Here is a 20,358-nt window from a genome sequence, read left to right as displayed (position 1 = left end):
TACTGCCGCAATGGAATACGGATTCTTTTTTTATTCATAGTTTGTGGGCAGGGGATCGCTGCCAGTGCGAATAGCCTACTGTCATTGCAGGCCTCGGGCGGTGAGCAGGTTGGCCGCACCCTTTGTCCAAGGACGCCACTGGATACCATTGTGTCTGTCAGCGCCGCACCGGCTGCCAGCGAGAAAGTGTTGGAGATGTCGATCGACGGGATCCAGCAGTTTATCGAGCGGGAAAATATTCGCTCCATTGATGCGTTGTTAAATTACTTCCCCGAGCATTACCGCACCAATTTTTCTCTGGTGGAGCACACCCGGGCTACCGGGCAGTCCAACCTGCAATACCCACGCATCGTTCTATTTGGCACGGACGGACGTTTCCTGTTGAACGTGGGCACAAAGCCGGACGACCCGAAGTACCACTTACTCGATGTCGCCGAGCTGCACGAGCCCAGTGGCCATTGGGAATTTTCCGTATTCGATTTTTCCGGCGACAAACCCCAACTGCAACGCAATGATACAAGCTGTGCCGAGTGCCACGGCACCGAGAACAGCCGGCCGGTGTGGGGCTCCAATATGGAATGGCCCGGGGTATTCGGCGATAACGTCGCCCGCGGCCCCCAGGGGGAGGCGCTGGACAGCCGGCACCTTGAACAGATGCGCGCAATAATTCGCGGCGACGGAAAATCCCCCCGCTTCGATTTTTTACAGTGGCGGGACGAACCGCTGCATCGGGGCGGCAAGCGCCGTATTGCCCGGCACGCGTTTGGTGCGGAGCTGATACTCTCCAATATCGCCATGGGCAGCGCCACGGCCCGCGGTGCCTTTCTGCGTTTGCGCAACGGTGAGCCCACGCAATACCAGCAACAGCGCAAGGCCCTGTTGTACACCTATTATGCCCGCAAGGGCCACGTGCCCTAGGATCCGCAAAAGGCCCGGGCCCTTGGGCTGCCGCAGGGTACGACTTCTGAACAGGCGATGGACCAACTCCTGAAAAACCTGGGCGTCGATACCGCCGAGGCCTTTTCACTGGCAACGCTACACGACCTGGAGTCACCGCAACCAAACTGGAGTATGGGGCGCGGGGACCTGCACGACTTGCTGGCCTTGCAGATACTCGACGATCTGATGCGGGTAGATGCGGAGGTGGCCACCATTCTCCGCGACCGTACCGTCGCAGAAGGTGTACTGGACTGCCCCGGTACCGCGAACAGCCTCGCCGAGGTAGTCCAGTTCAAAATGCTGCACCTGTTCCATCTGCGCGGTAAAGCGCGCTTTCTGGTGCACGAGCAGTTTTACCCGCTGGATCTGGAAGATGTGTACTCCCGCGTGTTCCTGCCAGCGGCCCACCCCCTGCTCGGGTATCTCGGCGATTAGGGAGGGGGGGGATAGCTATTATCAATGGGTGAGAAAGTTTTATTTGATTTTATCTATTCATCCCCTGGCTCTATTCTGCCTCTGATTCAACAAACAATCAGGGAGAAAATCATGGCTGGCCAAATCAGACGCGCGCTACAGAAAGCCGATTACAGCACTGAATGCAACTACAGCGACAACTATTACGGTGACCAGGTATGTGTGCTGAGAAAGTCCTGACTGCGCTAATCACAAGGGCGCTGCTGAAATCTTTGGAGAGCCGGGTTCAGGCGCATGAAATGTCGTGTATTTATACTGCAGTTTCAGAATCTACGACGTCGCGCAAATAAAATCCGGTTGTCACCAAATCGTTACTAAATCTTAGCGAAAACTTCTTCTCTGTATTCGATCCTGTGGACTACACACCCACCAAGGACGGTTCAGATGAAAAGTATCGTGAAGGTTGCGAAGCTCGCAGCGTTGTCCGGGGCGGCGGTTTTTGCAGTGCTAGTGCAAGCCGCCCCTTACGAATGGAACTACCCGGCACCGGTAAAAACGCCCGGCGCTAACGACAACGGCAAAACCGTGTTGTTCGATGTGTCCCACGGCGGCACCGAGGGCAATGCGGACTGGGTGATTGATGGTGCTTTTTCCGATTTCGCAGATGCTCTGGTTGACGCTGGCTATACCGTAGAAGAATACCGCGGACTGGATAAAAATGCCGATGGCATCATCCAGTTTATAGACGACTACACCAACCCCACCGCTGCGAATAGCAATGCCAACGAAGCGGTCATCGACTACTCCGCCATCAGCCACGCGGATGTGCTGGTTCTGGCGGAAAGCAATCGCCCCTTTACTCAGAACGAACTACAGGCGCTGGAAGACTTTGTCGCGGACGGCAAAGGCATCTTCTTTATTAGCGATCACTACAACGCCGATCGCAACCTGAACAGCTGGGACAGCACAGAAGTGTTCAACGGTTACAACCGCTCGACACTGTTGCAGTTCAATATTGGTGGCAGCTACGGCGACCTGCGCAATCCCGGAAATGCGACGTCCGGTTGGCTGGCCCAGCAGTTCGGGATCCGCTTTCGCTTCAATGCGGTGGACTGGCACAGCGGCGCCAGCGGTATTGTTCAATCCTCTCTAGTGGAAGGGCTTACCGACGGTGTCGGGCCGATCTTGATGGCCGGTGGCGGTACTCTGGCGGTGACCGATCCCAGCCGCGCCAAGGGCCTGGTGTACTTCTCCTCCAGTGACAACCCCAGTGCCTGGACCCACGCGGTGGATTCCGGCCTCTACTTTGGCGGTGTTGCCGAAGGTCCCTATGTGGCGATTGCCAAGTCCGGTGCGGGCAAGGCGGCGTTTATCGGTGATTCCAGTCCGATTGAAGACAGCTCCCCCAAATACAAACGCCAGAACAATGGCAATACCAAAAGTACTTACCCCGGATGGACCGATGCCGGCAATGCCGCGCAACTCAGCCTGAATCTGGTGGACTGGCTGGCAACGCCGGAAAGTTACACCCACTTCAATAGCAGCGCCCATCCCGCAGGTACTGCCACACCTAATCCCATGGCTACAGAAGAGTTGGATGATCCGGATAATGGCCAACCCTGGAGTACGCCGTCCGGCGGTTACAACCCATGGGACCCCTCCACCTTTGATTACGGGGCTTACGGAGCGCCCTCTGGCCCTGTAACGAGTGGCAGTAGCGGAGGTAGCAGCAGTGGGGGTAGCGGTGGCAATGCGCTTTCTGTGAGCGACGCGCTCGCGCTGCCGGTCGGCACGCAGGTGGATGTGCAGGGGGAAATCACCCAGGCCATTAACGGTCAGTACGCGCTGGAAATTCAGGACCCAGCGAATGGCAACACGCTGTTTGTAAAACTGGAGAGCCAGCACCGCGCTGAATTCAGCCCACACAACGACCCGTCGCTGATTGGCGAGTTGCTGGCGGTCAGCGGCACACGCGACAACTACATGTCCGAGCCGAGCATCGAGTCCGTTACCGACCTGGCGTTGGTGACTGGTAGCGGTGGTAGTGGAGGAGGTAATGGCAGCGGCAGCAGTAGTGGTGGTTCGTCCTGTGGGTCTTCCCACGCAGTTTCTGTGGGTAGCGCCTATGCCAGCAACCAGGGCACACCGCTGACAGTGGTGGGTGAAGTGCTTGGCGGCATTAATGGGCCCTACGCTCTGGAGCTGGGCGATCTGAACAGCAGCACCACTGTGTACGTAAAGCTTGAGTCTGGCCAGCGCGCGCAATACAGCCCGGTCAATGACCCCGCCATCGTCGGCAAGGTACTAGAAGTGGAAGGCGTGCGGGACCTGTATATGAGCTATCCCAGCCTTGAAGCGGTTTCCGCACTGACGGAAATCGGTCCCTGTCCCTGAGCCTCTCTTGTTGAAAACCACCCGGGTAAATGCCCGCGGCGGCAAACCGCCGCGCAGTTTCGAAAAGCTAACAGGATCTAATAATGCAGACTTTGTTCCAATCACTGCTGACCATTTCCATCGCCAGCACCGCGCTGCTCGTCGGCTGCAGTGACAATACGAACAGCAATAACTTCACCCCGCCCGTAGACGACGGCGGTGACATTGTGGCGGAAACCGTCCAGGTGGATCTCCGCCTGATGGAAACCACCGACATCCACGCCAATGTGATGGATTACAACTACTACGGCGATGCGGCCGACCCCAAGGTGGGTCTGGTGCGCACTGCAACGCTGATCCACAACGCACGTGCGGAACTGGCCAATCCACAAAACAGCGCGCTGGTGGACAACGGTGACCTGATCCAGGGAAGCCCCATGGGCGATTGGCGTCAGAGTGAAGGGGTTGCCGCGGGAGAAGTGCACCCGGTGTACAAAGCCATGAACGAGCTGCAGTACGACGTGGCCAACTACGGCAACCACGAGTTCAACTACGGACTGGAATTTCTCGCGGAAAGCGTCAACGACGCCAACTTCCCCTACATCAGTGCCAATATATTTATCGACGATGGCGACAGTGATGACAGCAACGATCAGCTCTACTTCGAGCCCTATCGCCTGATCGAGAAAACCCTGCTCGACCGCAATGGCGATGCCCGCGATATCACTATCGGTTTTATCGGATTTGTGCCGCCGCAGATCATGCAGTGGGATAAAAACAACCTCGAAGGCAAAGTGAAAACCCGCGATATCCGTGCCATGGCAGAGCGTTTTGTGCCGGAGATGCGCGCGCAGGGGGCCGATATCGTAGTGGCCATTCCTCATTCCGGGATCAGCACCACCGCGTACAGTGAGGACAATCGCGAAGAAAACAGCAGCTGGCATCTGGCGGAAGTGGAAGGCATCGATGCCATTATGTTCGGCCACAGCCACCTGTTGTTCCCATCCGACAACTATGCGGACACCGCGGAAGTAGATATTGAACGCGGTACCATCAAAGGTATTCCTGCCGTCATGCCCGGTTACTGGGGCAGTCACCTGGGTATCATCGACCTGGTGCTGGACTACGATACCGGTGCAGACACCTGGACCATCGTGGAAAGCGCGGTATCCACTCCCGCCATCTTTGCTGAAGATGCGCCGGCGGTAGAGGCGGATATGAATCTGGTCACCATGCTAGCGGACGATCACCAGGCCACGATCGATTACATGAACCAGCCCATCGGAGAATCCACCGACGATATCTTCAGCTTCCTGGCACTGGTCAAAGACGATCCCTCGGTTCAGATCGTCAGCGATGCGCAGAAAGCCTATGTGGAAGAGTTGATTGAAGGCGATGTGAATCTACAGCACCTGCCGGTGCTCTCCGCTGCAGCACCTTTCAAGGCGTGTACCCGCGATGGCATCTGTGCCGATGAAACCAGCTTTACCGTAGTGCCGAAAGGCGAACTGAAAGTAAAAAATGCCGCGGACCTGTACCTCTATCCCAACACCCTGATGGAGGTAAAGGTGACCGGTGCCGAATTGACCCAGTGGCTGGAGTGCTCCGCTTCACAGTTCAATCAGATTGATGTGAATTCGAGCGCGCGCCAGGAACTGGTGGACTTCAGCGGTTTTCCCACCTATAACTTCGATGTGATCGACGGCGTTACCTACCAGATCGACGTCACCGAGCCCGCCCGTTACGACCGCGACTGCGTGCAGATCAGTGAGGGCCAACGCATCGTCAACCTTGAGTATGAAAACGCGGCAGTTGCCGATGACGATGAATTTCTGGTTGCCACCAACAACTACCGCGCTGGCGGCGGCAAGTTCGCCGGTACCGGCGGTGAGCATATCGTGATCGAATCCCCGGACGAGAATCGCACCGTACTATCCAACTACATCAAAGCCAATAGCCCGGTAACGCCGACAGCCGATGGCAACTGGTCTTTCGCGCCTATCGAAAGCGCCACGGATCTACAGATTGTGTTCCGCGTCCCCAATACCGATCGCGCCGACAATTTTGTGGCATCGAAGGCCCCGGAAGCGGTCTTTCTGGAAGTGAATGAAAACAACGAGGCGGTGTACGAGCTGGATTTTCAATAAGCGTGAGTAAGAGAGCGGCGCCTATCGAAACTCGATAGGCGCCTGGCAAAAATTACTCAATCGATACGCTGAAAGTCGCCGAGTTTGAAGCTTTTGTCGAAGAATGGCTTCAGCGGAGCGTACAGTCTGAAATAAACAATCCAGCCGTCTTTACCGACGGTTTTCTGTTCGGTGTGGAAGTCAATGTTGTACCGCAGAATTGGGGGCGGTATCGTGCAGGGGAAGTCTTCGGTAAGCCTACAACAGAATAGTGGCAATGGCGGATAAACAGCTGTAACGGAATTGTTATCAAATCTTCGTCAAAAGTTCTTTTTCATCCGGCAAGCTGTGGACTACGCGTCCTGTAAGAATGTCAAAAGATGAATTTCACCACTCGATACCCGTTAGCCCCCGCTGTACTAGGTCTCTTGACGGCACTTGCGCTCGGCTGCAGTGGTGACAATCAGCGATCTACAGCACCGTTCTCGAGTGTTGAGGATAACGGGGTAGTTCAGGTGGACCTGCGCTTGATGGAGACCACCGATATCCATGCCCATGTGATGGGGTACAACTACTACCGAGACGCCGAGGACCCCAAGGTGGGATTGGTACGCACAGCCAGCCTGATCCGCCGCGCCCGCGCAGAACTGGAATATCCACAGAACAGCGCGTTGGTGGACAACGGCGACCTGATTCAGGGCAGCCCCATGGGCGACTGGCGTCAGTCGGATGGCATCGCCGAAGGCGAGGTGCACCCGGTGTTTAAAGTCATGAGTGCCCTGCAGTACGACGTGGCCAATTACGGCAACCACGAGTTCAACTACGGATTGGAATTCCTCGCGGAAAGCGTCAACGATGCAAACTTCCCCTATATCAGTGCCAATATCTTTGTCGACGATGGCGATACGGACGACGGAAATGATCGCCTGTATTTCGAGCCTTACCGGCTGATCGAGAAAACCCTGCTGGACCGCAATGGCAAAGCGCGCCAGATTACTATCGGCTTTATTGGTTTTGTTCCGCCGCAAATTATGCAGTGGGATAAAAGCAAGCTGGAAGGGCGGGTGAAGACCCGGGATATCCGCGCTATGGCCGAACGCTTCGTGCCGGAAATGCGCGCGCAAGGTGCCGACATCGTGGTGGCCATTCCCCACTCCGGCATCAGCACCCGGGTGTATGACGCGCGCAATCTCGAGGCGAACAGCAGCTGGCACCTGGCGGAGGTGCCCGGCATCGATGCCATCCTGTTTGGCCACAGCCATCTGTTGTTCCCGTCGCAGCAGTTTGCCGGGGTGCCCGGGGTTGATATCGAAGCGGGTACCATCAAAGGCGTGCCGGCAGTCATGCCCGGTTACTGGGGGAGTCACCTGGGAGTGATTGATCTGGTGCTGGATTACGATATTGCGGCGGATACCTGGATGGTAGCGGGAAGTGCTGTATCCACACCGGCAATCTTTGTCGACGGCGCGCCAGCGGTTGAGCCCGACGGAGACCTGCAGACATTGGTGTCACAGGATCACCGCGCCACCATCGACTACATGAACCAACCCATTGGTGAATCCACCGACGATATTTTCAGTTTTCTGGCCCTGGTCAAGGACGACCCGACGATTCAGATCGTGAATGACGCACAGCGCTGGTATGTGGAACAGCTGATTCGTGGCGACGTGAACCTGCAGCACCTGCCGGTGCTCTCCGCCGCTGCGCCCTTCAAGGTGTGTGACCGCGATGGTATCTGTGCGGAGGAGGGCAGCTTTACGGTGGTGCCGAAAGGAACGGTAAAAGTAAAGAATGCCGCCGACCTCTACGTATATCCGAATACGCTGGTGGCGGTGAAAGTATCGGGGGCAGAGCTTGCCCAGTGGCTGGAGTGTGCGGCATCGCAATTCAATCAGATCGACACCGCTTCCAGCGCGCGGCAGGAGCTGGTGAACTTTGCCGGGTTCCCCAGTTTCAACTTCGATGTCATTGACGGGGTAAGCTACCAGATCGACGTGACGCAGCCGGCACGGTACAGCCGCAGCTGTGTTCAGGTGAGTGACGGTGAGCGTATCGTCAACCTGCAATACCAGGGACGGGATGTATCGGCTGACGATCAATTTCTGGTTGCCACCAATAATTATCGCGCGGGCGGCGGCATGTTTGCCGGTACGGGGGAGGAGCATATTGTGATCGAGTCTCCGGACACCAACCGCCAGGTGCTGGCCAACTATATCCGCGCGAACAGCCCGGTTACCCCGGCCGCGGATGGCAACTGGTCTTTTGTGCCGGTAGCGGACAACGAAAATCTTGAGATCGTATTTCGCGCCCCGGATACCGAGCGCGTAGCGCAATTCATCGCTGCACAGTTGCCGAAGGCGCGACTGCTGGAAGTAAACCCGCGCGGGGAGGCGGTGTATCGGATGGATCTCAGCGTTGCTTCCGGGGAGGAATAACCGGTCTCATTTGCCGGTCGCTGGGGGAATTGCCAAGTAAGGGCTTTTCACCCATAGTGCGCCCAGACCTGTAACACCATGCAGGTAACGTCTGCGCACAAGGGAGAGACCTGAGATAGACCGAGCAACCCTGGCCCGTAGTATCGGCGGCCCTGTACTGATACTGATACTCTGCGCTTTGCTGCAGTATCTGCAGTCCCTGCATCCCGACTGGTTTATGTATGACCGCGCCCTGCTGGCTTCCGGCCAGTGGTGGCGTCTGCTGTCCGGGCATCTGGTGCATACGAACCTCGCGCACCTGATGCTCAATGCCGCCGCCGTGGTGGCGCTGTGGTTTGTGTTTGGGCAGAGCGCTTTGCTTGGGCGGCGCCCGGTCGCCGCGTACCTGGGTTTGACGGCACTGTTGGCCGTATTGATCAGCCTTGGGCTGTGGGTCTGCTATCCGGGCGTGGAAATCTATTACGGCCTTTCCGGGGTTTTGCACGGACTCTTCTGTTTTGGCGCGCTGAGTGATCTGTATCAGCGCCGCTGGTCCGGAGCGCTGCTACTGATCGGTTGCTGGGCGAAAGTGGCGTGGGAATTGACCGCGGGTGCCAGTGCTACTACAGCGGAAATAATTGGTGCAGAAGTGGCGGTATCCAGCCATTTATTGGGAACCGTTTTCGGTTCATTGAGTGGTGCCATTGTCTGGTTTTGGAAAGCGCGCCAGTGAGGTGATCGCAGTCACCTGACCGGTTTATGGGCCGGCGCATCTGTCTACCCGAATTTCTGGAGCTTCGCCACCGCTTTCCTAAAATCCATGCGTGAAAAAGAAAACGCGAAACGGATTTTCGCTGCGGTGGCAGTCAGGTATCCAATGGATGGGTACCGCTTTACTCGCCGCCAGTAGCGCCACAACCACTGCGGGTACTATTGTTCTGCAGCTGGAAAATGATTCTTTCGGACGCGTCAACGACGCCGACTACACCCAGGGGATCAGGCTTTCCTATACCGCCGACAATCCTCCCGGGTGGATACACTCCCTGCTGCCCGGCCGCTATCAAAACCGCGAATTAAACGCGCAGTGGTTTATCGGTCAGGCGATTTTTACGCCCTTTGAGATTTTTGAAACCGAACTGCTGGAATATGATCGCCCATACGCGGGTTGGTTGTATCTGGCTGGCGTTGTGCAAGCGGTGGATCTGAATCCGGGTTCAGCGGTCAGTATCGCGGAGCGCGTGGAAGTGTCTGCGGGTATTGTCGGGCCGTCTTCCGGGGGCGAGCAGGCACAGCGCTCCACCCATCAGCTATTACGTACCTATGATATCCATGGCTGGGACAACCAGTTGCGCGACGAAGCCACACTGCAGTTGAGCTATGCGCGCAAATGGGCGCAGGTTGAAACAGTGGGCGAGAATGGTCTGCAGTTTGAAATCTCGGGTACCCTCGGCGGTCATCTGGGCAACGTGAATACCTCGCTGATTTCCGCAGCGGGGGTGCGCCTGGGGCGGGACCTCTATTCCAGTTTCGGAATGAGTGCATTTGCCCCCTACATCAGCGGCCCGGAAAACAGCCTGCGTTCAGGCGGTGGCTGGTATCTGTATTCCGATGTGCAGTTGCGACTGGTGCATCAGGATATATTTCTCGATGGCAATACCTTTAAAGACAGTCACAGCGTCGTAAAAGAACCCCATGTGGCGGAGTGGCAGGCCGGGTGGGTGCTGCCCATCGGCCGCTACCGCTGGAGCGCCTACTATGCGCGGCGCTCGCAGGAATTTATCGATCAGTATGCACAGGTCGACTTTTTCGGCATTGGCTTGAGTGCGTCTTTCTAGCAAACCTTTCTGGCACATCTCTTTAGCATCGCTTCTACAGGTCTACGGACAGCAGTGACAGCAGTGCCTCTTTGTCTGTCGGCAGGGCACTGCTACCCGCTGCATCAAACAACGCATCCGCCAGTGCCTGCTTCTGCTGCTGCATCTGGTGAATGCGCTCTTCCACGGTATTCTCCGCCACCAGTTTGTACACAAATACCGGTTTATCCTGGCCGATGCGGTGGGCGCGGTCGGTGGCCTGGTTTTCAACTGCGGGGTTCCACCAGGGGTCTACGTGGATCACCACATCCGCGGCGGTAAGGTTGAGGCCGGCACCGCCGGCCTTGAGACTGATCAGAAAAACACGCACCTCGCCGTTCTGGAAACGGTCGATGGCCTGCTGGCGCTTACGGGTCTGGCCGGTGAGTTTGGTGTAATCAATCTTCTGTGTATTCAGCTGCTCTTCGATCAGCTTCAGTACCTGGGTGAATTGCGAGAAGATCAGGATGCTGCGGCCTTCTTCCAGTAGTTGCGGCAGGTTTTCCTGTAGCCAGTTGAGCTTGGCGCTTTCCTGAATGCCGGCGGCTTTTTCCAGTTTTACCAGGCGCGGGTCGATACAGGTCTGGCGCAGCTTCAGCAGGGCGTCGAGAAACTCGATATGGCTTTTGCCCATGCCCTGGCGCTCCACCAGGTCGCGAATGCGTTTTTCCATGCTGATACGCACGCTCTCGTAGAGTGCACGCTGCTTGCTGCCCAGTTCCACATACTGGATGGATTCGGTTTTAGGCGGCAGCTCGGCAACCACTTCCGCTTTTGTCCTTCGCAGCATAAACGGGCGCACCTTGCTGGCCAGCTCCTGCTGACGCTCGTGATTGCCGTGGCTCTCGATGGGAGTGCGGTACACCTGTTGAAAAGTTTTGCGCCCGCCCAGTAAGCCCGGCAGGGCAAAGTCCATCAGTGACCAGAGTTCTCCCAGATGATTTTCCAGCGGCGTACCCGACAGGCACAGGCGTGTTTCGCTATTGATCAGGCGTACACATTCGGCAGTTTTGGTGGTGGGATTTTTGATGGCCTGGGCTTCATCCAGCGCCAGCAGGCTGAATTTCCGGTTGCGGTAGCGTGCCTGGTCTCTTGCCAGCAGGGGGTAGGTGGTGATGACCAGGTCGCTGTTCTTGATCTGGTCGAAAGCGGTATCGCGATCCGGCCCGTGAATCAGGGTGGTATTCAAGTGCGGAGTGAACTGGGCCGCTTCGTGCATCCAGTTGCCGGTAAGGCTGGTGGGAGCCACCACCAGCGCCGGCTTGTTCAGGGCACCGGTTTCTTTCATATGCTGGACCAGCGCCAGGGTCTGCAGGGTTTTCCCCAGCCCCATGTCATCTGCCAGGATGCCGCCGAATCCGTAACTTTGTAAAAACACCAGCCAGTTGAGTCCGTCCTGCTGGTAGGGGCGCAGGGTGGCATTGAGCTGTTGCGGTGTTGGTATCGCTTGCAGGCCGGCAAAGTCCTGTAGCTTCTCCATCAGTGCTTGCGTAACGGGAGCATGCCGATGATTCAGATCGTCAATTTCCGAGAAGTGTGCTGCCTGAAACGCCGGCAGGCGTACGGGTTTGCCGAGTTTTTTCTCTTTCAGCAGATCTAGCAGAAGCCCGCGAATGTTCTGCAGTGGTGTTGTATCCACGGTGATCCAGTCACCATCAACGATCACGCTCAGCTGTTCCGGGGTATCCTGTTCCAGCCACTGTTCTATCAGGTCGACAATGGGCCACTGCTGGCCGTTGGGTAATCTCAGTTCCAGGCCCAGTTCAAACCAGTTGTTGCTGGTGTCGGTAAGCTCCACCGATACTTCCCCATGGGAAATATCAAAGCGGTAACTGGGATCGGTATTCACAACCCATCCCTGTGCCTGCCAGTCCGGAATCTGATCGCGGAGTAACGCACTCCAGTGCTCGAATATTTTCTCCGGTTTGGTGGCATCCAGCACCCAGACCTCTTCCTGACCTCCCAATTGTTCGGGGATCAAATACAGCCCCTGGTCGTAAATCTGATCACAGCAGCGATTCTCACCCTCGGTATCCCGGGTGATGTGGTAGTAGTTCCCATCTTTCTCCTGGGTGATTTCCTCTCCCTGGTAATCGACGCTGTAAGGAGGGGCGAGGGCGAAGCCGCCGTATTCAAAATGCAGCTTCAACGCGGGCAGTTTGTAGTGATCGAAATCGCAGCCCACCAGGGTGATATGGGGCGTAAAGGTATCAATGCGCGTGAGCTTGGGCTCGACGGGGAGCGGCAATTGCGGCCTGGGGATCCGCTGGCGTAACGCCACCGACATCCGTCCGATATCATCGGCGGCAACCGCTGGCATATGGAGTAGGTGGGTCAGCTGCTCCGTGGGTAGTGGTGAGGCAATATCTCCTAGGGTGGCGCTCTCGGTATCAAGATAGCAGGGGGGGCTGACAGCCACCAGCCGCCAGTCCTGTTCGGAGCCCGCGCCCTCAAACTGGGCCTGCAACTGTTGGCTGCCGTCGTCATTCTCCTGCCAGCGCCAGCAGAGTGTCCGTGTGGGGCCACGGCGAATCAGCTCGTCTTCAAAGTAGAAGCGATGGCTATCGAGTAGATAGCTGAGCGCGCGCCTTCCTTCCTCCCCCACCAATCCGAGGCGCCCGCTGGCATTGATTCGCGACAGTAGCTGCAGAATAGTGATATCTTCATCCAGCAAGTGGCTTGGGCGATTCCAGCCAAGTCTGGTGTTTTCCTGCTGGAAATAGCGCAGCTGACTCCAGCTGCCATCTTTCTTCAGGTAGCCTTTTTTTGTGGAAAGTTGCAGGTGGCCCTGGGTATTCAATTCAAGCACATACAGCAGGTAATGTTGCCCGTGTTGCAGGGGCGCCGCTTCGGCGCGCGGTGCCGAGGGCAACTGTTCCAGCCACTGCTGCCAGGGTAATAGGGGCGGCTGGCCGGGGAGTTCTGGTGTAGCCGGTGGGGTGGCCGCTGCGGCGTCGTCTTGCAGCAGTGCCAGTGCGGTGGCAACCGCATGCTTGCAGTTTAGACCGACCGGGCAGGAGCACAGTCCCACAAGGCGGCCGCGATCCACATCCAGCTCCACACGGTAAACGAAGCGGGCTGACCCTTTTACCCGGCCGTGAAAGGTCTCGGTCTCTGCATCGTAGTAGGCTTCCAGTACCCGGCCCCGTGCAAAGTAGTCTTCCCCTCGGGTAAAGCTGCCTCCGCTGGCCATTTGCTGGATATTTTTCAGAGTAAAGGTGATCAAGTCAGAGCTCCGGATAATGCTGTGTTCGAACTGGTCACGTAAACCGAACCGCTCACTCTAGCATGATAAAGTTCCTTGCGAGAGAGGGCGCGGCTACATATGCTCATTGCGGCTACACCACATTCAATCGTTAGGGAGAAACTATGTCGCTGGAATCGCTGTCGCAACCATTGCGCGCCAATGGAATATTGCCGTTGGCTTTGACGTGGATGATCGGCCTGAGTGGCTGTGGGCAGGAGAAGAGTGGCGCGCCAGACAAACTGGAGTCTCAGGTGGAATCGCTGGAGATGCTGGAGCCCGATTGCACATCGCCCGACCAGTGTGCATCGGTCACCATCCAGCGTGAAGTATTTTCCGACCAGGCGGCGCTGAACGATGCGATCTACCAGCAGATGCTGACGCAGTTGCAGGGCACCGGTGAATCTCCGGATGCCCCCTTGGACTCACTGGAAAAAGTGGCGCAAAAGTTTCTCGATGATGCAGCCGCGGTCACGGTTTCTTCCGCGGCCCAGTGGCAGCTGACCGGAGAGGCAAAGCAGCTCGCCCGCCGCGGCGATGTACTCACGGTTGAGATCGACAGCTATCTCTATACCGGCGGTGCCCACGGTATGCCCGTCAGTCGCTGGCTGAACTGGGATCTCGCAAACGAAAGCCTGCTGGCGTTAAATGACGTCATTGCGCCCGGGCAGGAGGATGCGTTCTGGAAATTGGTGCAAGCGGCCCACGGCCAGTGGCTGGAGGACCAGCAGGTGGAGAAAGATTTCCGTGAGAACTGGCCATTTTCCCGCACCGAAGATTTTCGCCTCACCGACGACGGCCTAGTTTTGCTCTATGGGGTTTATACGCTCGGGCCCTATTCCATGGGTGAGGTTGAGCTGACGATACCTTCCGAGCAATTGGATAGTGTTTTACGAGAGCGCTTTCGTTAATCTGTAGGGCGCCGCCCGTCCTGTAGCGGCACTTCCTCGATCGAGTACGCCAGAATGCAAGCCGCCAGTCCACCATCACCCACTTCATCACCGCTCGCGAGCCCGCGGGTTCAACGCAACAATATCTGGCGGCTGGCGATTGCCCAGGCGCTTGCCGGGGCCAACTCGGTAGTGCCTTATGCCGTGGGGGGTATTGTCGGTTATACCCTGGCGCCACTGCCCGTGCTCGCTACTTTGCCGCTGACACTCTTCGTCGTCGGCATGACGCTGTGTACGCTGCCCACCGGCGCAATTGCCGGGCGTTACGGACGCCGCACCGCCTTTCTTTCCGGCTCCGGTGCGGGAGTGCTGGCGGGGCTGGTGGCTGTGGGGGCGGTGATGGTTGGCGGCGTGACCGGATTCTGGTTGTACTGTCTGTCTACATTGCTGGGGGGCGCCTATGCCGCGGTAGTGCTTTCGTTCCGCTTTGCCGCTGCCGATGGTGTAGAGCCGGCGCGAAAAGCCCAGGCGCTTTCGCTGGTGATGGCGGGTGGGGTCGCGGCCGGTGTGGTGGGGCCGCAACTGGTCAACTGGACCATGGATCTGCTGCCGGAGCCGATGTTCGTGGTCACTTTTTACGCTCAGGCCGCGGTCGCGGCGCTGTGTGCGCTTATTCTTCTCGGCGTCAGACTGCCGCGGCCCGTTCACCCCAGTGGCCGTGGTGGGCGCCCGATGGGGAATATCCTCAGACAGCCGAGATTTATCGCGGCCATTGCCTGTGGTGCTATTTCCTACACTCTGATGAACTTCCTGATGACCGCAGCCCCCCTGGCCATGCATATGCACGGACACTCCACCGAGTCGTCCAATCTTGGGCTGCAATGGCATGTGATCGCGATGTTCGCCCCCAGCTTCTTCACCGGAAAAGTGATTGCGCGCTTTGGTGCCGAGCAGGTCATGGTGGTCGGTCTGCTGCTCATCGGCATTTCAGCCGCTGTCGGGCTGGGTGGAATGGACGTATCCCACTTCTGGTGGACACTGATCCTGCTGGGGCTTGGCTGGAACTTCGGTTTTCTGGGGGCGTCCGCGCTGGTGTTGCAATGTCACACCGATGACGAGAAAACACGGGTGCAGTCGGTGAACGATTTTATCGTGTTCGGATTGATGGCCCTCGGTTCATTCGCTTCCGGGGGGATACTGAGCGCCTTTGGCTGGAGCGCGGTACTCTGGACCGCCTTTCCCCCATTGGCCATCACCCTCGTCGCGCTTGTTGCCCTGCAGATGCGCACACGGGCCGTCGGTTCACCCTCGGTAAAGGGGTAGCACAGTTTTTCCGGGCAAACTGTACTGTTTTGTCCAATTCGTTATGTAAAAAATTCATCGAACAGAAGCCAAACCTTCACTCTATCTCGATTGAATAGGCGTGATCCAGCAGAAAGTCTGCACTTTCTGTAACGCCAATAAATCGAACTATAAGTGGGGGCTCACTTGCTTACGTCCAAATTTACCCTGCCGGCACTTGTGCTGGTAGTCGCCTTTGCCAATCTGCTCTCTGGCTGTGATTCCGACAGCGGGGAGACACAGACACCGATCATTCCGGAAGAAGTCAACGAGCAGCCGGAAGCAGAGCCGGAAACCGATGAGGAAGAGTCGGCCGAGGAAGAAACACCTACAGCTGCAATGTTCCGCATCGGCCTGCTGCCGGACACCCAGGGGGGTACTGACAGCGAAGGGCAGGCCCATGTATCGCTGCACCCGATGGCAGAGGTTCTCAAGCACCAGGAAGCCCTGGGTGTGGATCTGGTTATTGCGCTCGGCGACCTTACCGATCACGGTTCTGAAATCGAGTTTGCCGAATGGCGCTCTATTGCCGATGGCTATGCGGAGCAGGGTATCGAGTTCCTGCCGGTAATGGGCAATCACGAGACCAGCTATGCCTATACCGTCGAGTGGATCGACAATATGCGCGATTTTATCCCCGCGGATGCCGTGCATATGCCCGGCTATGAATGGGTCAATTACTATGTGGTGCGTGAGAATGTTCTGGTGGTCGGCCTTGCCTACTACAACCTGCCGATTGCGTTTGAATGGATCAAACAGGTGGTCTATGAACACCAGGAAAACGTGGACCACATTGTGGTGGCAAGCCACGATGGACTGATCGGCGCCAAGTACGGGCAGACCCGCGAGCAGATCGTTGAAGGTACCAAGGACGACAATTGGGTTTACCAGGTGCAGCCGCAAATCCGCGAGTTCTTTGCCGACCACGATGTGATTTATGTGCAGGGCCACGAGCACCAGTACCAGCGCTCCATCATTTCCGCCAAGACCGCACTCAATACCCTGCCTTCCAGTTCTACCCCCGCCGGTGGCAACTACCGCATGGATGTTTACACCCAGATTATCGCGGGTAATGCATCCTATAAAGGTTATGAGTTCCGCTACGGCGAGCGCGATCTGGTGCAGATGATCGTGTCCCAGAAAAACGCCACCTATTCCAGCGGCTCGGAAGCCTACGATGTAAACTCGTCCATCCTCACTTTTGAGGGCCCGCGGGTGGATTACGTATCCTACTTTGCCCCACACACGGCCAAAAGTAATGATGCGTCCTATGCCTTCGACGCAGACTGGAAACTGGGAGACCATTTCTCCCGCACCACCAATCGCTGCGAAACAGTGATCTATCCGGATGCGATTCCCGAAGGCACCCGCTCCGCGCTGGTGTTGCAGCCGGAGTACCGCACCAACGAATGTCTGGCACCACAGGGTGGCTATGCGAAATTGATGGGCGGTCGCAACCAGACCTTCAATCGCACCGACACCCGCACCCGTGATATGGGCTTTACCCCGGGTCTGTCGCGCGCGGAATCACTCAACGACCTGATGCGCTTGGCGTATCAGTGGCTGTACCAGTATCACGAAAACTGGACGCCAAACCTGAACAGCCCGTTGCGCGCCGCGCCGGACTACGACAATGACGAGCTGATCATTCCGGAAACCACCATTGACCTGAAGGAGCATGTCACCCTGAGCTGGCTTGCCGCCACGGATGAAACCGCATCGGACATCCTGATCGTCAGTGGCACACAGAATCAGACCGGAGTTTATCAGGACGACTACGGCGTATTGAAAGATATTCAGGCAGACAGCGGACTGCCCATGAGCCGCCCGGATGGCGGCGAGAAGCCGCCGGTCACCCTGCCGGAAACTGCCAGCCAGTCGTGGGACTTGAGTACCGCAGTCTCCGACCGTTATGTACTGGACTTTACCGGTCCGGAGAGCGCGGATGAAAGTCTGATCCTGTCCATGCGCGCTGGCACCGAATGGTTGCCCCTGGCCGAGCCCATGTGTGTGGTGGAGGCTTCCTGGCAGGACAGCTTCCTTGACAGCGCACCGGAGCGTGTCGCGGGTTGTGAAGAGCAGCCCCTGGTGGGCATCGACCCGGCGGCGCCAAACCAGTGGTGGGCGGTACTGCAGCAGGATGCCGAACTGGCGCTGGTTGCACGCCCCCTGTAAACCACTTGCTGAAGCGGTAACCCGACAATCCTGTGCCGGCCTGACGGCGCAGGATTTTTTTTATTTCGCCGGCTTTCGCCAGTGCGGCTGTCGCCGTGTTCACCGCCACCCTATCCGCCGAAAACGCGCGCGAGCGTTGTCGTTCACGCCGCGCCAGATAGGGGCCCAGTGGATCATTGCTATACCTATGTTCTACATGGTGGTAAAGCAGATCTTCAAGGGAGCATTCATGCCTCGATTGCATCGGGTGGCGGTCATTCTACTCAGTACCCTGGCTCTGATAATGCCCATTGCGTGGGCGGATACACCGGAAGTGCTGCCGCGCCCGGATTTCCATTTCAAAGGCAAGGTTGGCAAGACTTATAAGGAGTCGGACCCGCCGGAGTTCCCGCAACCGGCGCAGGCACCGAAAGGTGCGCCCAATATCGTGCTGATCATGCTCGACGACACGGGTTTCGGTCAGTATGCAACCTTTGGCGGCGGCATCCCCTCTCCAACGCTCGACAAGCTCGCGGCAGAAGGTCTGAAGTACAACCGTTTTCACACCACCGCCCTGTGCAGCCCGACACGAGCGGCTCTGCTCACTGGCCGCAATCATCACTCCGCAGCCACCGGTGTCATCACCGAAGCCGCAACGGGCTATGACGGCTATACCAGTATCATTCCCCGAAGTGCCGGCAGTATTGCCGAGGTGTTGCGCCAGAACGGGTACATGACCGCGTGGGTGGGTAAGAACCACAATACGCCGGCGTGGGAAACCAGTGCTGTGGGCCCCTTCGACCGCTGGGCAAATGGATTGGGTTTTGACTACTTCTATGGCTTCAATGCCGGCGATATGAATCATTGGGACCCGTTGCTGTTCGAAAATCGCAATCTGGTGCCTCGCAGCAACGACCCGGACTATCACCTGACGGAAGACCTGGCAGACCGCGCCATCGACTGGGTGCGTCGCAGTACCAGTATCTCCCCGGACAAGCCCTTCTTTCTGTATGTGGCTCCCGGTGCCAACCACTCACCGCATCACGCCCCTGAAGCGTGGATCAATAAGTTTAAGGGGCAGTTTGATCAAGGCTGGGATGCCTATCGCGAAGCCACGCTTGAGCGCCAGCTGAAGCTGGGGGTAGTGCCGAAAGGGACCAAACTGACACAGCGAAGCGAGGGGCTACCTGCCTGGGACAGCCTGAATGCCGACCAGAAGCGTCTGTACGCGCGCATGATGGAAGTGTTTGCCGGCTACGCCGCCCATGTGGATCATCATATGGGCCGGGTCATTGATGCGGTGAAGAATACCCCCAACGCCGACAACACAATTTTCATCTATATCGTTGGTGACAACGGCGCCAGCGCCGAGGGTGGCCTGGAGGGCAGTCTGAATGAAAACCTGTTTTTTAACGGCTTCCCGGAAAAATGGCAGGACAATATAAAACACATCGACGAACTGGGTGGCCCCAAGTGGTTCAATCACTTTCCCAGCGCCTGGGCACACGCCATGTCCACGCCTTTCCAGTGGACCAAGCAGGTGGCCAGTCACTTTGGTGGCACGCGCAATCCGATGATCATTTCCTGGCCGCAAAAAATCAAAGACCAGGGCGGCTTGCGCAGCCAGTTCCTGCACGTGATCGACATAGTGCCGACACTCTATGAAGCCACCGGTGTCACCCCGCCAAAAGAACTGAACGGAGTCGCCCAGAAACCCCTGGAAGGTTTCAGTTTTCTGCAGACGTTTACCGACAAGAACGCACCAGAAACCCACAAAACCCAGTATTTTGAAGTGCTGGTCAATCGCGGCATGTACCACGATGGCTGGATGGCATCGAGCCGCAGCTTTGTGCCCTGGGAGCCCACCCGGGGCGAGTTCGACCCGCTCACCGCCAAGTGGGAGCTCTATAACATCGAGGAAGATTTCTCCCAGTCTGAAGACCTTGCCCAGAAGCATCCGGAAAAGCTGAAAGAGCTGGAAGCCATGTTCTGGGAGGAGGCGGAAAAATACAGTGTTCTGCCTCTGGATTGGCGCGCTACCGTGCGCCTGAACGCAGAACTCCAGGGGCGCCCCAGTCTTGCCGGCAAGCGGGATCAGTATGTGTACTATGAAGGGCAGGTGGCGCTGCCGGATGGCGCCTCACCGCCGGTGCTGAACAAATCCTTCTCCGTGACCATGAACCTCGATATCCCCGAAATCGGCGCCGAAGGCATGATCTTCACCCACGGCGGCCTTACCGGCGGTTACGGTATCTACATGCGGGAAGGTAAAGCGCATTTCGTCTACAACATGCTGGCCATTGATCGCTACACCGTATCCAGTGATGTGCTGCCCAAGGGGCGTGTGGAGCTGGTGATGGATCTTGAGTACCTGGGCAAGGAAGGCGAGCGCGGCAAACCGGCGAACGTCACCCTCTCGGTCAACGGGAAAAAGGTCGGAGAAGGCAAACTGCCCAAAACCGTACCGCTACAATTTTCCCTGGGTGAAGGGGTAGATGTGGGGACCGATAACGGCTCCGCCATTGACTTTACCTACGAATTACCATTTTCATTCACAGGTAAGATTGAAAAGGTTACCGTGGACCTGAAGGACTAGGTTTTTCCGGTAGC

At 57.3% G+C, this 20,358-nt stretch carries 12 protein-coding genes; 11 read left to right on the top strand and 1 reads right to left on the bottom strand.

Annotated features, from left to right (window positions below):
- Positions 1 to 150: 150 nt before the first annotated feature.
- The 7 genes from LRR79_RS01220 (at position 151) to LRR79_RS01190 (ending at position 10,101) form a co-directional block, all read left to right on the top strand.
- The gene (locus tag LRR79_RS01220) at positions 151 to 918 is read left to right on the top strand and encodes a hypothetical protein (RefSeq protein ID WP_231758623.1); all 768 of its coding nucleotides are present in this window, start codon (positions 151 to 153) and stop codon (positions 916 to 918) included.
- Positions 919 to 975: 57 nt separating this feature from the next.
- Positions 976 to 1,374 carry a hypothetical protein gene (locus LRR79_RS01215; protein ID WP_231758622.1) on the top strand — a complete coding sequence of 133 codons (399 nt, stop codon included), beginning with the start codon at positions 976 to 978 and terminating at the stop codon, positions 1,372 to 1,374.
- A 423-nt stretch (positions 1,375 to 1,797) separates the two neighbouring features.
- The gene (locus LRR79_RS01210; protein WP_231758621.1) at positions 1,798 to 3,747 is read left to right on the top strand and encodes a hypothetical protein; all 1,950 of its coding nucleotides are present in this window, start codon (positions 1,798 to 1,800) and stop codon (positions 3,745 to 3,747) included.
- A gap of 83 nt (positions 3,748 to 3,830) precedes the next feature.
- A complete protein-coding gene (locus LRR79_RS01205) occupies positions 3,831 to 5,873 on the top strand; it encodes a bifunctional 2',3'-cyclic-nucleotide 2'-phosphodiesterase/3'-nucleotidase (RefSeq protein WP_231758620.1) in 2,043 nt (680 codons plus the stop codon).
- Positions 5,874 to 6,367: 494 nt separating this feature from the next.
- Positions 6,368 to 8,287, top strand: a complete 1,920-nt coding sequence (locus LRR79_RS01200) for a bifunctional 2',3'-cyclic-nucleotide 2'-phosphodiesterase/3'-nucleotidase (protein WP_231758619.1) — start codon at positions 6,368 to 6,370, stop codon at positions 8,285 to 8,287.
- A gap of 178 nt (positions 8,288 to 8,465) precedes the next feature.
- Complete coding sequence (rrtA, locus tag LRR79_RS01195; RefSeq protein WP_231758618.1) at positions 8,466 to 8,999, top strand: rhombosortase; 534 nt, start codon at positions 8,466 to 8,468, stop codon at positions 8,997 to 8,999.
- A 148-nt stretch (positions 9,000 to 9,147) separates the two neighbouring features.
- Complete coding sequence (locus LRR79_RS01190; protein WP_231758617.1) at positions 9,148 to 10,101, top strand: lipid A deacylase LpxR family protein; 954 nt, start codon at positions 9,148 to 9,150, stop codon at positions 10,099 to 10,101.
- Positions 10,102 to 10,135: 34 nt separating this feature from the next.
- On the opposite strand, the gene LRR79_RS01185 is transcribed toward LRR79_RS01190, so the two are convergent.
- Positions 10,136 to 13,345, bottom strand: coding sequence for a DEAD/DEAH box helicase (locus LRR79_RS01185; protein WP_231758616.1), 3,210 nt, complete (start codon positions 13,343 to 13,345; stop codon positions 10,136 to 10,138).
- A gap of 143 nt (positions 13,346 to 13,488) precedes the next feature.
- On the opposite strand from LRR79_RS01185, the gene LRR79_RS01180 reads away from it, so the two are divergent.
- The 4 genes from LRR79_RS01180 (at position 13,489) to LRR79_RS01165 (ending at position 20,344) form a co-directional block, all read left to right on the top strand.
- Positions 13,489 to 14,274, top strand: a complete 786-nt coding sequence (locus LRR79_RS01180) for a DUF3298 and DUF4163 domain-containing protein (protein ID WP_231758615.1) — start codon at positions 13,489 to 13,491, stop codon at positions 14,272 to 14,274.
- Positions 14,275 to 14,328: 54 nt separating this feature from the next.
- Complete coding sequence (locus tag LRR79_RS01175) at positions 14,329 to 15,576, top strand: MFS transporter (protein ID WP_231758614.1); 1,248 nt, start codon at positions 14,329 to 14,331, stop codon at positions 15,574 to 15,576.
- A gap of 165 nt (positions 15,577 to 15,741) precedes the next feature.
- On the top strand, positions 15,742 to 17,769 hold the full coding sequence (locus LRR79_RS01170; protein ID WP_231758613.1) for a metallophosphoesterase family protein: 2,028 nt from the start codon (positions 15,742 to 15,744) through the stop codon (positions 17,767 to 17,769).
- Positions 17,770 to 17,998: 229 nt separating this feature from the next.
- Positions 17,999 to 20,344, top strand: a complete 2,346-nt coding sequence (locus tag LRR79_RS01165; RefSeq protein ID WP_231758612.1) for an arylsulfatase — start codon at positions 17,999 to 18,001, stop codon at positions 20,342 to 20,344.
- Positions 20,345 to 20,358 lie beyond the last annotated feature (14 nt).

Origin of the sequence: Microbulbifer elongatus (assembly GCF_021165935.1) — a bacterium.
GTDB classification, from domain to species: domain Bacteria; phylum Pseudomonadota; class Gammaproteobacteria; order Pseudomonadales; family Cellvibrionaceae; genus Microbulbifer; species Microbulbifer elongatus.
The sequence above is the reverse complement of the archived record's forward strand: the minus strand, read 5'-3'. Positions and strand labels throughout refer to the sequence as shown.

Excerpts from the sequence above, each read along its gene's own strand:
- LRR79_RS01205 (WP_231758620.1), top strand. The coding sequence starts at position 3,831 with ATGCAGACTTTGTTCCAATCACTGCTGACCATTTCCATCGCCAGCACC.
- LRR79_RS01180 (WP_231758615.1), top strand. The coding sequence starts at position 13,489 with ATGTCGCTGGAATCGCTGTCGCAACCATTGCGCGCCAATGGAATATTG.
- LRR79_RS01210 (WP_231758621.1), top strand. The coding sequence starts at position 1,798 with ATGAAAAGTATCGTGAAGGTTGCGAAGCTCGCAGCGTTGTCCGGGGCG.
- LRR79_RS01165 (WP_231758612.1), top strand. The coding sequence starts at position 17,999 with ATGCCTCGATTGCATCGGGTGGCGGTCATTCTACTCAGTACCCTGGCT.
- LRR79_RS01175 (WP_231758614.1), top strand. The coding sequence starts at position 14,329 with ATGCAAGCCGCCAGTCCACCATCACCCACTTCATCACCGCTCGCGAGC.
- LRR79_RS01215 (WP_231758622.1), top strand. The coding sequence starts at position 976 with ATGGACCAACTCCTGAAAAACCTGGGCGTCGATACCGCCGAGGCCTTT.
- LRR79_RS01190 (WP_231758617.1), top strand. The coding sequence starts at position 9,148 with ATGGGTACCGCTTTACTCGCCGCCAGTAGCGCCACAACCACTGCGGGT.